Annotated in this window: 15 protein-coding genes; 9 read left to right on the top strand and 6 right to left on the bottom strand. The window is 39.6% G+C overall.

What is annotated here, in order from left to right:
• Nucleotides 1–101: 101 nt before the first annotated feature.
• The 3 genes from GBI16_RS05165 to tfpZ all read left to right on the top strand — a co-directional run bounded on the left by GBI16_RS05165 (nucleotide 102) and on the right by tfpZ (nucleotide 2155).
• Nucleotides 102–647: a pilin gene (locus GBI16_RS05165; protein WP_151706650.1), complete on the top strand. Its 546-nt coding sequence runs from the start codon at nucleotides 102–104 to the stop codon at nucleotides 645–647.
• A 210-nt stretch (nucleotides 648–857) separates the two neighbouring features.
• On the top strand, nucleotides 858–1379 hold the full coding sequence (locus GBI16_RS05160; RefSeq protein WP_151706649.1) for a pilin: 522 nt from the start codon (nucleotides 858–860) through the stop codon (nucleotides 1377–1379).
• A 41-nt stretch (nucleotides 1380–1420) separates the two neighbouring features.
• Entirely contained in the window at nucleotides 1421–2155 is a 735-nt protein-coding gene (gene tfpZ, locus GBI16_RS05155) for a TfpX/TfpZ family type IV pilin accessory protein (protein ID WP_151706659.1), read from the top strand.
• A 53-nt stretch (nucleotides 2156–2208) separates the two neighbouring features.
• Here tfpZ and bfr read toward each other — a convergent pair whose 3' ends face one another.
• The 6 genes from bfr to gmk form a co-directional block, all read right to left on the bottom strand.
• Nucleotides 2209–2673 (bottom strand): bacterioferritin, encoded by a 465-nt coding sequence (gene bfr, locus GBI16_RS05150; RefSeq protein ID WP_086209031.1) that lies wholly within the window; start codon nucleotides 2671–2673, stop codon nucleotides 2209–2211.
• Nucleotides 2674–2934: 261 nt separating this feature from the next.
• Nucleotides 2935–3129, bottom strand: coding sequence for a bacterioferritin-associated ferredoxin (locus tag GBI16_RS05145; RefSeq protein WP_010327639.1), 195 nt, complete (start codon nucleotides 3127–3129; stop codon nucleotides 2935–2937).
• A gap of 153 nt (nucleotides 3130–3282) precedes the next feature.
• Nucleotides 3283–3666 carry a RidA family protein gene (locus GBI16_RS05140; RefSeq protein WP_004691470.1) on the bottom strand — a complete coding sequence of 128 codons (384 nt, stop codon included), beginning with the start codon at nucleotides 3664–3666 and terminating at the stop codon, nucleotides 3283–3285.
• A gap of 70 nt (nucleotides 3667–3736) precedes the next feature.
• Nucleotides 3737–5836 (bottom strand): bifunctional (p)ppGpp synthetase/guanosine-3',5'-bis(diphosphate) 3'-pyrophosphohydrolase, encoded by a 2100-nt coding sequence (locus tag GBI16_RS05135; protein WP_086209030.1) that lies wholly within the window; start codon nucleotides 5834–5836, stop codon nucleotides 3737–3739.
• A 223-nt stretch (nucleotides 5837–6059) separates the two neighbouring features.
• Complete coding sequence (rpoZ, locus tag GBI16_RS05130; RefSeq protein WP_086209029.1) at nucleotides 6060–6341, bottom strand: DNA-directed RNA polymerase subunit omega; 282 nt, start codon at nucleotides 6339–6341, stop codon at nucleotides 6060–6062.
• 77 nt (nucleotides 6342–6418) lie between these two features.
• On the bottom strand, nucleotides 6419–7042 hold the full coding sequence (gmk, locus tag GBI16_RS05125; protein WP_151706648.1) for a guanylate kinase: 624 nt from the start codon (nucleotides 7040–7042) through the stop codon (nucleotides 6419–6421).
• 134 nt (nucleotides 7043–7176) lie between these two features.
• Between gmk and ispH the strand changes: the two genes are divergently transcribed.
• The 6 genes from ispH to GBI16_RS05095 all read left to right on the top strand — a co-directional run bounded on the left by ispH (nucleotide 7177) and on the right by GBI16_RS05095 (nucleotide 14971).
• The gene (gene ispH / locus GBI16_RS05120; protein WP_151706647.1) at nucleotides 7177–8127 is read left to right on the top strand and encodes a 4-hydroxy-3-methylbut-2-enyl diphosphate reductase; all 951 of its coding nucleotides are present in this window, start codon (nucleotides 7177–7179) and stop codon (nucleotides 8125–8127) included.
• A 165-nt stretch (nucleotides 8128–8292) separates the two neighbouring features.
• The gene (locus tag GBI16_RS05115; RefSeq protein WP_151706646.1) at nucleotides 8293–8739 is read left to right on the top strand and encodes a prepilin-type N-terminal cleavage/methylation domain-containing protein; all 447 of its coding nucleotides are present in this window, start codon (nucleotides 8293–8295) and stop codon (nucleotides 8737–8739) included.
• On the top strand, nucleotides 8736–9266 hold the full coding sequence (gene pilV / locus GBI16_RS05110; protein WP_086209025.1) for a type IV pilus modification protein PilV: 531 nt from the start codon (nucleotides 8736–8738) through the stop codon (nucleotides 9264–9266). The genes GBI16_RS05115 and pilV overlap by 4 nt, the downstream gene beginning before the upstream one ends.
• Nucleotide 9267: 1 nt before the next feature.
• Nucleotides 9268–10158, top strand: coding sequence for a prepilin-type N-terminal cleavage/methylation domain-containing protein (locus GBI16_RS05105; RefSeq protein WP_086209024.1), 891 nt, complete (start codon nucleotides 9268–9270; stop codon nucleotides 10156–10158).
• Nucleotides 10155–10949 carry a pilus assembly protein PilX gene (locus tag GBI16_RS05100; RefSeq protein ID WP_151706645.1) on the top strand — a complete coding sequence of 265 codons (795 nt, stop codon included), beginning with the start codon at nucleotides 10155–10157 and terminating at the stop codon, nucleotides 10947–10949. The genes GBI16_RS05105 and GBI16_RS05100 overlap by 4 nt, the downstream gene beginning before the upstream one ends.
• A gap of 17 nt (nucleotides 10950–10966) precedes the next feature.
• Nucleotides 10967–14971, top strand: coding sequence for a pilus assembly protein PilY (locus tag GBI16_RS05095; protein ID WP_151706644.1), 4005 nt, complete (start codon nucleotides 10967–10969; stop codon nucleotides 14969–14971).
• Nucleotide 14972: the final 1 nt, after the last annotated feature.

Below are 14972 nucleotides of genomic sequence, written 5' to 3'. Positions count from 1 at the left end.
TATTTGAAAATAAATATAATAAAAGTTGGCATAATACATGCTAATTACAAAGTAGCCTTAAAAGCTTATAAGAAATTAACAAAACATTTGTGGAGAATGTTATGAAATCAGTTCAAAAGGGTTTCACCCTTATCGAATTAATGATCGTAGTTGCGATTATCGGTATTCTTGCTGCGATCGCGATTCCTGCGTATCAAAGCTATACAGTACGTACTAAAATTACTGAAGGTTTAACACTTGCCAATGCTGCAAAAACAGCGGTAGCGGAAACTTTCTCTACACGTAATAATGGTAAGATTGTTAAATATGATGGTACAGGCGATTCAGTAGCTGGTTCGTATGGTTATGAATACACAGAAGGTGAAAATGTAGCATCTATTGCAATTTCTGAAATTACTGATGTAACCGCTCCAGCAAAAAACACTGATGGTGTGATTACAATTACTTATGCTGGACAGTTAGCAACTTCACTAGATTCAACGCTTCGTTTAGTGCCAGGTAGTGGTAAAGTTTTAAGTGACACAACTGGCTTACCTGATACAGCTTTAGCTCAAGGTGCACCAGTGGTTTGGGGTTGTACTTTAGAAGCAGATAAAGAAGCTGCATTTAAATATGTACCTTCAAACTGCCGTTATGCTAATGACTAATATATAGTTCAATTATAAAAAACGCATCTTTGGATGCGTTTTTTATTTCTTGCTGCTTTGTAAGCTGAGTCAATAAATTGTGAATTGTTGACAAAAAGTGTTAGTTAAAACTTTATGTTTTATTTCAAGTTATTGTTATATATGTAAAAATATAGTTGGCATTAAAATTGTAGTAATAGAATAAGAATATGAAGCTAAGGGAGAAATATCATGCGTAGAATGCAAGGTTTTACTTTGATTGAATTAATGATTGTTGTTGCAATCATTGGGGTTTTAGCCGCCATTGCTATCCCTGCATATCAAAATTACACAATACGAAGCAAGGTTTCAGAAGGGCTCGTTCTATCAAGTGAAGCAAAGTTGGCAGTAGTCGAAATGCTTGGTTATATGATCAGTGGAACTATTACACCATATAGCGGTACAGGTCCCAATGTTGCTGGTTCGTATTCTTTTCAATTTACCCCAACTGAAAATGTCAGCAGTATGAGTATTACTGGTATTGCGAATTTAGCTACGCCAGTTATGGATGAGGGGCAAATTGAAATTGAGTATGATGGTGTAATTAATACAGTATTGGAATCTAATATTGTTCTAACACCGGGTTCTGGGGATGTAAGTTCAGCCCGTCCAAGTGCTGCCATAATTCCTGGACAGCCTATAGTGTGGGGGTGTGGGGTAAGATCAACTGCAGCCTATAAGTACATACCTAGCAATTGCCGTTATATGCTTTAAAGCATAAAATAGGCGCTCTTAATTGGGGGCGGGATATACATATGTCAGCACGTATAAAAGCATTTTTGGTTCATGGTTTGGTCTCAATCATTATTGCTTTATTATCTATGGGCTTGGTTTATTTCATTTGGTATCCAGCACCTTTGGCGGTGGCCACAGGTGTAATGCATATCTTTCTTCTGATGCTCTGTATAGATGTGGTAATAGGTCCACTTTTAACATTACTCGTTTATAAAACAGGTAAAAAAACCCTAAAGCTTGATTTAACAATTATTTGCTTATTACAGTTAGCCGCATTAACTTATGGACTTTTTACAGTCTATCAAGGAAAGCCTGCATGGTTGGTTTATAATGCGGATCGCTTTGACCTTGTGCGTATTAATGAGATAGATTTGCGTAAGGTTGAAAAGGCTCTTCCTGAGTACCAAAATGTAAGTTTTTTATTTCCTAATTGGGTTGCAGCAGTTCCGCCTAAAAATGTGCATGAAAGAAATGTGATTACTTTTGAGGCTGTTTTTTCAGGTGTGGATGTTGCGCAAAGGCCTGAGCTTTATGTGGACTTAGGGCAAGCAAAAAAGCAGATACAAAGTCATGTTATTGCGTTAAAAGAATTGGATAAATACAATGCAAAAATGGATGTAACGCAAATATTGGCTCAGTATCCTGAAGCAACGGGTTTTGTTCCGCTTAAAGCCAATGCTGTTGATATGGTTGTTTTAATTAATAAAGAGAAAGGTGAGGTGGTTAAAATTGTTGATCTCCGCCCTTGGAAATAAATTTTGAAAATAATAAAAAACCTGCGTGAAGCAGGTTTTTTATTGATAAAAATTTACATCTGGCTCTGAATATAATTCTCAATACCCACAGTTTCAACCAAATCAAGCTGTGTGGTTGTCCAGTCTAACCATTCTTCTTCTTTTTCTAAGATTTCTTGCACAAGATCACGAGTGACATAGTCGAGCTGCTCTTCAGCGAGCTTCACAGCAGCTTGAATGGCTTCAATGTTCTCATTGACCTTACGTACATCACAGTTCAGTACTTCAATCGTGTGTTGACCGATATAAAGTTTGCCTAAGTGTTGTAGGTTTGGTAAGCCTTCTAAAAAAAGAATACGCTCAATGATTTTATCGGCATGTTTCATTTGACGAATGGATTCTTTATATTCGGCAGAGCCAAGTTGCTCAATACCCCAGTCATTAAACATGCGCGAGTGAAGAAAATACTGGTTAATTGCAGTTAAATGATGATAAAGCACCTGATTTAACTGATTAATTACATCACGATTGCCTTTCATGAGGAAGCTCCATTCAAACTGCTGCTAAAAAAATAATATCAATAACTTATGAGAAATATCTTAAACAACAATGCGATCTTTGGCGAGTAATTTATAGAACAGCAAATGAAAATCGCAATCAAAAGCATGCGGAATGAGAGTTGAATTTTCTGGTTACTTTAAGAAAAGAAAACCCGCCTAGAGTCATAAGCGGGGGAGGAGTTACTCATAAAGAGTAATTTTATAATTATGATTATTCTAAAATATGAAACAAATACTTATTTATGCCGCAATCGCCAAACGTGAGGCAATCGCAGATACTTCAGCGCTAATGATCGAACGTGCTTCTGGTGCACAGCGCCCACAGCATGTGCCGAGGTCTAGCATCTCGCGGACTTCACGATAGCTTCCCGCACCATTTTCAACGGCATCTTTAATATCTTGATCTGTAATACCACGGCATAAGCACACGTACATTTCAGCAAGCCACATGAAATAAATAAGATAAGTGATATTATTGATAATTGTTATCGTTTGTCAATAAAAATCATTTGGAATTCTATTCGTTTTTATTGAGATTTTGGATAAAAAAAAGCCACTTGATCGGTGGCTTTTTTTTGAAATCATAACTTATTGATTAATAATTACAATGCCATCCATTTCAACGAGTGCATTTTTAGGTAAGCTCGCCACGCCGAGTGCAGCACGTGCAGGATAGGGCTGTGCAAAATATTCGCCCATAATTTGGTTAACGAGTTGGAAGTTAGAGAGATCTGTTAAAAAAATATTTAATTTAGCGATATCAGCCAGAGTTCCACCTGCTGCTTCACATACGGCTTTTAGGTTGTCAAAAACACGACGAATTTGCGCTTCAATGCCTTCAACCAATTCCATACTATACGGATCTAAACCAATCTGACCAGAAAGATAAAGTGTATTGCCGACTAGAATCGCTTGTGAGTAAGTGCCGATTGCAGCAGGGGCATTTTCAGTATGAATTACTTGGCGGGACATCGTGTTCTCCTATTATCATTCACCATCAATCATAGCTTAGATTGGCATTAAAATGTGCAGATTTAAATAATTAACTCGCAACTGAGGTTTCAGAAAGGCTGACAGGTTGAGCCAGTCGGCTGATGCGTGGGAAGCCAAAATGCATGCGTAAATCGCGGATAATTTTGGCAATTTGCTTGCGGTTATGCACGACCACATTGACATAGGTTTTATCATCTTGGTTGCGAACCATCTCTACCCCGATTTTTTCTTTACGACATTGGTAGATTAGATCGGAAATTTGCTCATCATCCATTGCCATATTAATGAGTAAATATGCAGTGAAACTAATTTCTTCTTCGTTCTCATTTGTCCATTGTAATGGCATGATGTTTTCAGGGTGCAGATGTTGTTCATGTAAGAGGTTGTGGCAACGTGCTCGATGGACAATCAGACCACGACGGGATAGGTGTCCTTGAATTGGGTCACCGAGTACAGGATTGCAGCAATGTGCATATTTAACATCGACTCCCTCAGTACCTTGGATCAGTCGATCAGACTCTTGTTGCCCTTGATCATGTGCAAATAAATGATTCGCAACCAGTTGTGGTAATAAATCACCTACGGCAATTTGCTCAAACAGTTGGTCTTTAGTTTCGATATGACGCCATTGTAGAAGCTCTAACCAGTCGGCTTCAGTTAAGTCTTTGATGGAGACATTAAATAGCTTTAAGGCACGATTTAAAGCTTGTTGACCCACCAAGCGTTGTTCTTCGATATCTTGATCGCGCAAAATATTTTGCAAAGCACGACGGGCTTTTTGCGTGTTGACGAAGCTGAGCCAATCCGGATTGGGGGTGGCTAAGACATCGGTGATAACTTCAATCACCTGGCCACTATGCAATGGTGTAGAAAGGGGCTTGGTTTCCCCATTAATTTTTGCACCTACTGCATGGTTACCTAAAAATAAGCTGGCAGAGTAAGCAAAATCGACTACTGTTGCTCCTTGCGGTAATTCATGTAAATGACCTTGTGGAGTGTAGACCCATATTTTCTCTTGATGTAGATAGTCGAGTAATTCACTAAAGGTGGTCTTGGCACAGGCACCATCAATTAAGACATTTAAGTTCTGCATTGAGGCTTGAATTGCAGAGCGGCAAGCTTGTGGTGCACTGTCACCAAGCACCACGCCAAAACGCGCAGCTTTACGCATCAGTTCTGTTTGAATGGTTACTGATAGTGTCGTATTTTCACCTTTCAAACGTAGTAGTAACGATTGGTTACCACCTGGGAGCGGTTTGCGAATATGGTCTGCAAAATGCAAAACTTGAAAACTCTCACGCAACACCTCGGCTAAGCGGTCGCAGTCTGCAATACTATTTAAAATGATTTCAAAGGCATGGCTGTGGGTGAGTTCATGTAGATCAATGTCATTTTTGACAAAGTGGCGCAGTAGTTCAATATTGTTATTTTTCTTTTTAATGCGACCTGAAATTTGATGGGTTTTCAGTAATTCGGTTAGATTATGTTCCCATTTACTTTGATATTCACAGCGTTTGGGTTTGGTTTGTAATAAAGCCTCTTGGACATTGTTATACATATCGAGATCGAGGTTTTGATAACACAAATGTTCGAGGTTATCGCCCATCTCATTCATACCAACAATACGTGCCATTGGAACAAAAATATCAAAGGTTTCTTGGGCAATACGTGCGCGTTTGTCGGGGCGCAGTGCATCCAAGGTGGTCATGTTATGATAACGGTCAGCCAGTTTAATAATAATGACACGAGGATCTTGTAGTGTTGCTTGCAGAATTTTACGGAATGAAGCCGCTTTATTATATTCTTTATCGCTCGACTGGCTGAGCTTGGTGACGCCATCGACAAGCTCTGAGACGGTTTTGCCGAATTTCTCAGCAATATCTTCTTTGCTAAAATCAGTGTCTTCAATGACATCATGCAAAAGTGCAGCCATGAGTGTTTCTGCGTCTAGACGCATATGCGCTAAAATACAACTTACGGCTATCGGATGTAAAATATACGGTTCGCCACTTTTACGGGTAATACCATCATGGGCAATATCCGCATAATCACAGGCCGCAAGCACACGCTCGACATCGCTTTCAGTTAAGTAAGCATCGATAATAGTTTTGAGCTGTTGTTTAGCTTGGCTGACCATTGGGCCTGGCATAAAACACCTTTAAGACGTAGCAATTACAAGAAAATTTTACTGATCATCTAATGAAAAACATATTGCATGAGTTGTCAATTTTTTCATTGGAATAAAAGCAAAAAAGATACACCTAAACCACGATGAATCTTATCTTCTAGTTATAACGTGTATTGCAGAAATATAAAAGTTATCCAATAAAAAAGCCTAGTTAAAAACTAGGCTTTTAAACGATAAATTTTTCTTATTGGAAAGAAAAACCATCTAAATTCAAATTGTTTGCAGAAAGGGCAAGATCAAGACTCGAAGTTTGGTAGTCTTGCTCACGTTGTTTCAAAATATCTTTAGAAACATGACCTACTGCGATTTCACGTAATGCAACAACAGTCGGTTTGTCATTGTCCCACTCAACAGTAGGTTCAATGCCTTGACGTGCCAATTGACGCGCGCGTTTGCTTGCCACTAGTACAAGCTCAAAGCGGTTGTCTACATGGTCTAAACAATCTTCAACGGTTACGCGTGCCATAAGAGTTCTCGTTATGAATGGGAAAATAAAACAGACTGTGCAGTATAAGGCGCTTTGTCTGTAGACTCAAGTTTTAATCACTTCTCTACAGGGGTGATCAGTTCAGAAATCATTTTTTGATGACGATTGGCTTGCTGAGAAAGAACAAGACGATTGGCAATAATCACAGACTCAAGATCGTGCAAGGCTTTATTAAAGTCATCATTAATAATCACATAGTCGAAGTTGACATATTGTTGCATATCTTCAACCGCACAGCCTAAACGACGCTCAATCACTTCAACCGAGTCTGTGCCACGGTTCGATAGGCGTTGACGTAAGTCAAATTGGCTTGGTGGTAAAATGAAAATTTGTTTAGATTCAGGAAAAAGTTTACGAACTTGCTGTGCACCTTGCCAGTCAATTTCCAGTAGGACGTCATGACCTTTGGCCAATTGTTCTTTCACAGTGGCTTGTGCTGTGCCGTAGTAATTACCAAAGACTTCAGCGTATTCAATAAATCCACCTTGTCCAACCAATGCTAAAAAGTTGTCTTTTTCGGTAAAGTGGTAGTGAACACCATCAAGTTCGCCGGGACGTTGCCCACGTGTAGTATGAGAAACAGAAACGTGAAGATTCGTTACACGGTCAAGGAGGGCTTTTACGAGGGATGTTTTGCCTGTTCCTGAAGCTGCAGAAACGACAAACAAGAGACCCGACATGATATTTTTCCTGATATGATAAAATATCTTCTCTATTTTAGAGCAGACAAGGTTTAAACGAAATAGCTAGGCGTCACTTTGTTTGCATTTATTTTATTAGTTTCCGCTGATTGAAAAGTGGTATCGAGGAACATATGGAAATTGTATTGGCCAATCCACGTGGTTTTTGTGCAGGTGTTGACCGTGCGATTGCCATCGTCAATCGTGCACTTGAATGCTTTAATCCGCCCATTTATGTCCGTCATGAAGTGGTTCACAACAAATTCGTTGTGGATGATTTACGTCAACGTGGTGCAATTTTTGTTGATGAACTAGATGAAGTACCAGACGACAATATTGTGATTTTTAGTGCGCATGGTGTTTCGAAAGCAGTACAGATTGAAGCTGAGCGCCGGGGTTTAAAAGTTTTTGATGCAACGTGCCCATTGGTGACCAAGGTTCATATTGAGGTGACCAAATATGCTCGTGAGGGAGTGGAGGCCATTTTAATCGGCCATGAAGGTCATCCCGAAGTTGAGGGAACCATGGGTCAATACGACCTAAAAAATGGTGGTGCAATTTATTTGGTGGAAGATGAAGAGGATGTCGCTGAGCTTCAAGTTAAACACCCTGAGCATGTGGCTTTTGTGACACAAACCACGCTGTCGATTGATGATACTGCTAAAGTGATTGATGCTTTGCGTAAAAAATTTCCTGAGATTCAAGGACCACGTAAAGATGATATTTGTTATGCGACTCAAAATCGTCAAGATGCGGTGCGTGATTTAGCGACCCAATGTGATGTGGTGCTCGTGGTTGGCTCACCAAATTCGTCAAACTCGAACCGCCTGCGTGAGCTTGCAGAGCGTATGGGTAAATCGGCTTATTTGGTTGATAATGCAGAGGAACTCCAACAAGCATGGTTTGAAAATATTGCTAAAGTTGGGGTTACGGCGGGCGCATCTGCACCTGAGATTTTAATTAAACAAGTCATCCAAAGGTTACAGGATTGGGGTGCAACCCCACCGCAAGAGTTGGCTGGACGTGAAGAAAATATTACCTTTAGTTTGCCAAAAGAGTTACGTATTGCGGTAACTCAAGCCTAAAAAGTGTATTGGTTAACATTCTAATTTTATTGAAAAATTGACAGATGATTGTAAATTGGCAATCATCTGTTTTTTTATGCCTTTTATCCTGTATTGTGTTGGTTGTGTAAAGAATTAGAATATGATTTTAAATAGGGTAAAGTTTTGTTGCCTTGGGGAGGGAGTATGCAAAAGAGATATAGAGGGTTCACCTTAATTGAGTTGATGGTGACAATTGCGATTATGGTAATTATCGCGATGATGGCTGCACCTTCTTTTGCGGATATGCTTGCGAAACAAAGATTAAACTCTACGACAAAAGAATTAATGGAAACCCTAACGAAAGCTAGAAATCAGGCAGTGTTATTGAGAACAACAACAACAGTCAATCTAAATACAACGGGTACGAATACTTCAATTGTTTACTTCTGGTCTCCTGCGGAAAACACGACTTTGACAAGTCCGACCAGTCTCAGTTCTATTAATTTTAGGAGTGATGGGACAACGAGTAGTATTGCAAGCGACACATCATTTGTTGTTTGTAGTTCTAGTTCGCTTACCACGAAAACATTTTCACTTTCGGTTGTTGGAAATACCTATGTAACACCACAAAATGATGGGGATTGTTCATGAGAATAAGGAATCAAACTGGTGTTGGTATGATGGAAGTATTAGTCGCGTTACTTTTACTGTCTCTTGCTGTCTTAGGTTTTGCAGCTTTGCAATTACGTGCTGTTGAAGCAACGGCAGAAGGTGGAAATCGTATTCAAGCGATGAATATTGCCAGAGATTTGGCAGAAAAAATAAGAATGAACAGTAGCAATGCAGCATTAAGTGTATACCAAGCAAATTTGGCAGATGAAGATAAACAGTCAGCGAGTGTTTCAAGTTGTTATAGTGGTACGTGTACTCCTGCAACTAAAGCTGCCTTTGATGTAAATGAAGCTTATTTAAAGGCTCAAAGTGTAGGTATGGTTCTGAATATGATGGACTGCCCAGGTACAGCAAATGGTAGGACGTGTATTTATGTTGCTTGGAATAAGACTGATGCAACAGATAATACTACGTCTAAAGATGGACAAATTGCATGTACTGAAAGCCAAAATTCGACTTTTTCATATCAAGATAATTCCACATGTGTAGTGATGGAGGCATTTTAATATGAAAAGTTCTCAACAAGCAGGTTTTACCTTAATCGAGTTGATGATTTCCTTAGTAATCGGTTTGATTATTGTTGCGGCAGCACTCGTATTATTCCTTGCGGGGCAAAAGAGTGTTGCTATACAACAAGGCGCATCAGATTTACAGGATAATTCTAATTTTGCTCTCAATTATATTACCAAAGACATTCGCTTTGCCCATTTAGGAAATGCGACGGCTGCTATGACTGGCAGTGTTGTACATGGTGGGATTGTACTTACAAGTACTAACCTATCGGCAACAGATAGCACTGAGACAAAATACTTTTCGAGAAGTGCTGTAGATGGAAGTTCGAATGTTGATATAGAGAGTGACCAATTGGTTATTCAGTATTTACCCATAGCGACAGGCGGTTTTGATTGTGAAGGGAATACCATCAACAGTACCTCTGAATATGTGATACAGCGGTATTTTGTGAGAAAAGATACTAACTTTAATGATTCAGAGACCGCTAATACGGCATTGGCATTGGCTTGTGATGCGGGTAGATATAGTGGCGATACGGCAACTAATTTTGGCGATGATGGTCAAATCATTATGAAACGCGTTGACTATTTTCATGTCTTGTTAGTGACAGAGAATAGTGCGGGGAATTTTCGAGATATGACGATAGCCAACTATTTAGCATCGGGAACTGAGCCGAGAATATTGGGTGTTAAAATTGGGGTTTTAGCTCGTTCTAGTCAAACGGTTGGTCCAGAATCTATTATTGATAATTCAAGAGAATTTGATGTTTTAGATAAAACTGTTTCTTTAAAAAGTTCAATTCAAAGTGCCTCATCAAGAAATCTGAGAGAAGTGATTACCCAAACTGTTGCGATTCGTAATGCACTTGGAGATCGCGCATCATGATAAATAAACAATCACAACAAGGTGCAACCTTAATCGTTGTTCTGGTAGTCATATTGCTACTTATTGTTATTAGTACTCTAGCTATACGTCAAGGTGTCTTGTCTTTAAATATTGCAACAAATGCTCAGGCACAACAGTTAATGAATCAGAATTCTGATGCGGCAATCTTTAATGCAGAGGATGCGGATCAGCTTGCAGTGCAGTTAGCAGCAAATGGTATGTTTGGTTATATTCGAACCGCTAATAATAAAGGCAAAGAGTTGGTTTTTTGCTATAGAGGAACGAATACCAGTTTCTTTAGTTTAAACAATGCAAGTGTTTCAACCTGGGAAGATAGTAAAACGAAACCTACAAATAATGAGTTAGGGACCGCAGGGTATTGTTCTTTGAGTAATAGCAATGATTATACCAGTGGGCGAAGTGCTGTGATGACCCAAGTTACAGTCCAGTTTGTCGAGTCGTCCTCTAGTAGTGATGAGGCTTTTGTTGGTTATGTTACAGGTACAGATGTTGATGCGGCAAAAGTCATTAGCCCTGAGATGGCAATTATTACGGCTGTGTCGTTAATGCCAACATTATCAACAGCTTCGAATGCACAAATTAATTCATGTTTATCAACGCACATGACAAATCCAACGGCTTCAATTCCAACAGGTGTAACAGTTGCAACGGATAGTGTTACGAGTACATCTTTCAGAGCAAGTGTGTCTGAGTGCTTATCTAGCCTAAATGTGCCTTATACAACCTATGTCACCGTTTACAACTTGACGCAATCGGTTGTTGGTAGCTAAAAATAGAGGATAAAGTGATGAAAAGAAATACAACACAAAAATTGGTATTTTTAGCTTCCCTGCTGATGACAAATCTAGTTTGTACCAGTGTGACTCAAGCCAGTGATATTAGTATTTATCGTGCTGCACAGACTGGAAATATTACCCTGATGTTTATGTTAGATAACTCGGGCAGTATGGGAAGTACGGATAGCACAGGTGTCAGTCGACTTGAGCGAGTTCGTAGTGGGATGATTGATGTTTTGGCTGGTGGTAGCGGTGTTTCTGCGCTCAGTGATGATAAAATCATTGGTTTATCCTCTTTTTATAACAGCTCATCTGGTTATGTTCTGGTGCCTGCTCGAGCATTAAGTACAGGGATTACGGGTGGTGGGACTTACACAGCTAAGAAACCAGTCTATAAATATTATTATGCGAATAGTACGACCAGTACTTTATCCTACAGTTCTTGTACGGCTTGGACTAGCTATGGAACTTGTACGACATGGGGCGCCGCAACAACAACAAAACCGTCAAGTAGTGCAAGTTCTTATGAAGCCTGTCCTTATGTAAATGGTCGTGCATGTAGACTATATTATAACAACGCTACCATTAGCGTTACTGACCAACGGACGTTGTTGCTGAAAGAGATGAGCACATGGACAGGGAGCTGGCGTACCCCGACAGGTGAAGCCTATGCAGAAGTTGCTGCTTATATGCTGGGAACAAGTACCACAAGCACGGCTACCGTAGATATCCCGATGTATTTTAGATACTATCCGACTACAACTAAATATTATTATTATAGATTAAGAAGTGGCGGGAATTATTACTATTATAGTTGCGGATCTAGTGGCTCAAGTACAGCATCATCTTCAAATTGTAGCACTAGTACGACGTCATCTGTTGTAGCAAATGCCATTAGTTCTGGTACGTGGGGAACAACAGGTAGTAATAATAATTTATATTATTATAAGGTTGAAACATCTGGCACACCAAACTATCAAACTTGTACGGCTTATGATTCAAGTGGCTGTACAACATGGGGAACAGCAAGTACAACCAATCCGACCACATCCAGCTATTCAACTTCATGTACGGTTAGTGGTACAAGTGGTGCATGTGTATATGAACCGAAAACGGTAACGATTACACCATCAGGCAGTGGTTTTTCTTATTCGGTAAGTACCTCCAAAAATGATAGTCAAACAGCCTATACATCTCCTTTAACGACAGATAATGCTGAATGTAGCGGGCAAGGCATCTATCTTTTAACGGATGGTGAGCCAAATGGTGCGAGTAATTCCGTTGTGCAAACCTTGATGCAGAATGCGCTGACGAGTAGTTATAGTAGTAATTTGACTTGTTCAGGCACTCTATTTAACGGCACAGGTGCTGCCTATACTGGAAATGCTTGGGACTGTATTAGTGATCTTTCTCAATTATTGCTTAACAGAAGTATTGATGGGACGACGTCAACCTCACAGCTGAATCCTAAAAATTTAGTCATTAAAACAGCAGTGGTTGGGTTTGGTAGTGATTTTAATGGATTGACTTCATATAACAGCGCATTGTCTCAGGCACAAAACTTAGCCAATATTAATTCATCTTCTGCAAGTGTCGATGTTAAAAATGCTGCGAAGTGGGGCGTATATGGACAAGGCGGTTGGTACTCGGGTTCAAGCTCTGCAGATGTCGTTGAGAGTGTGAACAGTTTTATTAGTTCACTGGCAACAGATATTCCTTCTGTCACAACGGGTTCATCTTATATTCCTGATGACCAACTAAATCCGACTGTAGTACAAAATTATACCTATTCATCACAATTCCAGCCAACACCAGATGCGACATATCAACTGTGGGCGGGTAACCTTAAAAAATATCAAGTTTTAGATGGTTATATTAAAGATGTGAACGGTGATGCTATTACCAACTCTAGCGGTAAAATTGTAGATAATTATGATTATTGGTCACAGTATGTTTCAAGTAGCGCAACGAATAGTGCTGCTTTAAAGTTAGTGGGTGGTGTAAAAGCAAATTTACCAATGGGAATGACGACAGCATTTGTTGCGAATCGTAAGCTGTTGATGAATCGAGACACTAGCGGGGCAGCAACAGCCACTCAATTAAACCAAATTAGTTCTAGTTATGTGACGAATACAACTGATAGTAGTCGTGGCTACTTATTGTCTTTACTTGGTTATATTATTAATACGCCTGCAGATACAACAAGTTTACCGACTACAACTACAGCATTGGGTCAATTAAACGAATTAAGGCAAGTTGGTGCAGTGATGCATTCAAGTCCAGTATTGTTGACACAATCGGGAACGATTGGAAGTTCTGATGGTACTGTGACGACATCGAATCGCGATGACTATATCTTGTTTGGTACGACTCAAGGGGTTTTATCTGTAGTAGATGCTACGACGGGGAAAGAGAAATTTGCTTTTGTACCAAATGAAATGGTTGCTTCGCAGAAAAAGGCTTTTCTTGAATACACGACTACAAGTGGTTTTAGTACCTCAACATATCAACCCTTCTACTATGGTGTTGATGCACCTTGGACACAATACTCGGAATATGTAGTGCAATCTGATGGGACTATGACTGTTGGTTCTGGGATTGGAACATCTACGGGTGTGCAAATGGCCTATGGTGGTTTGCGTATGGGGGGGCGGAGTTATTATGCCTTGAATCTACAAGACATGAACGATCCTAAGTTAGCATTCCGTATCGACCCAAACACAAGTGCTGTTTACTATAATGGCAGTTCTACATCATACAATGAATTATCCTATATGGGGCAAAGTTGGTCTAAACCGACGATTGGCTTTGTTAAATGGAATGGTAAAAAAACGCGAGTGATGTTTGTTGGTGGTGGTTATGATGCTGGTGGCACTAATGGCGACGGATCATTTGATAGTACAACAGGCGAAAGAACTGGTTTTAGTGGCTATGAAGGAAGCAGTTATACACAAACCAATAATATTGGGGCCGGCGTATATATGTTTAATGCTGAAACAGGTGCTTTGCTATGGTGGACCGGTGCAAATGCGACGAATGCAAATACGACAAGTGGTGTAGGCTATAGTACAGCGTCAAATATGCAATTTAGTATCTCTAGTCAAATTAAGGGAATAGATAGAAACTCTGATGGTTTAATTGATCATCTTTACTTTGGTGATTTAGGTGGGCAATTTTGGCGAGTAGATTTAAACAATAACCTGTCATCTTTTGATAAGGATTTATTTTCTAAAACTCCAGTTCGTCTACTGAATTTGCATAATGGTATATATAGTCCTCGTTTTTATGAAATGCCAGCATTTTCAACCTATAGTAATAGCGGGACCACTTTTGGTGTAGCCTCTATTGGTAGTGGTAATAGAAGTTTACCTCGTTTTAATTCATCATCTACAAGTTATAAAAATGATGCTATTTATAATATTTATGACAAAGATGTAGCGCGTTCAGATTTGTACAGTATGACTAATGCGACCTATCAGGTTTGTGCAGCTCAGAATACTGGCTCTACTGTTGATTGTAAGGGGGCAGCTCTTAATACTCAAAATGCAACACTCTCAACCCTTGGTCAGCTCACAACAAATGCAAATACGACTGCAGTCGCGCCATATAGTACAACAAATGGTTGGTACTATTACTTCACCTCACAACTGATTCAGGATGCAAAAGTATTAAGTACGCCAATTGTTCTAGATTCAGACATGTACGTGACAACTTTTGATGGTAGTAAAGATGGTTTGTCGGGAGATTGTGGAGCGGGTGTGAAAGGCGAAAGTTATGTGTATCAATTCTGTATGCCTTATGGTGTATGTACGGCAGCACAAATTACTGCATCAACATTCTTAAATGGTTCTGGTTTAGGTGCTGGTATTGTTTCACCAGCGGTAGGGTCAAATAATAACAATGGCTCAAACCGTGCACTGATCTCAACTACAGGTTCTTTAGCTGGTGGTGCATCAAAAGATTATTCAACTCCGCTATCCCTTGTTCCAATTCGTTGGTATGAGACCGGAAAATAGA

The sequence above is a fragment of the Acinetobacter sp. TUM15064 genome, assembly GCF_008980265.1.
Lineage (GTDB): Bacteria > Pseudomonadota > Gammaproteobacteria > Pseudomonadales > Moraxellaceae > Acinetobacter.
Note: the sequence above shows the minus strand (reverse complement) of the source record. Positions and strands in the feature narration are given on the sequence as shown.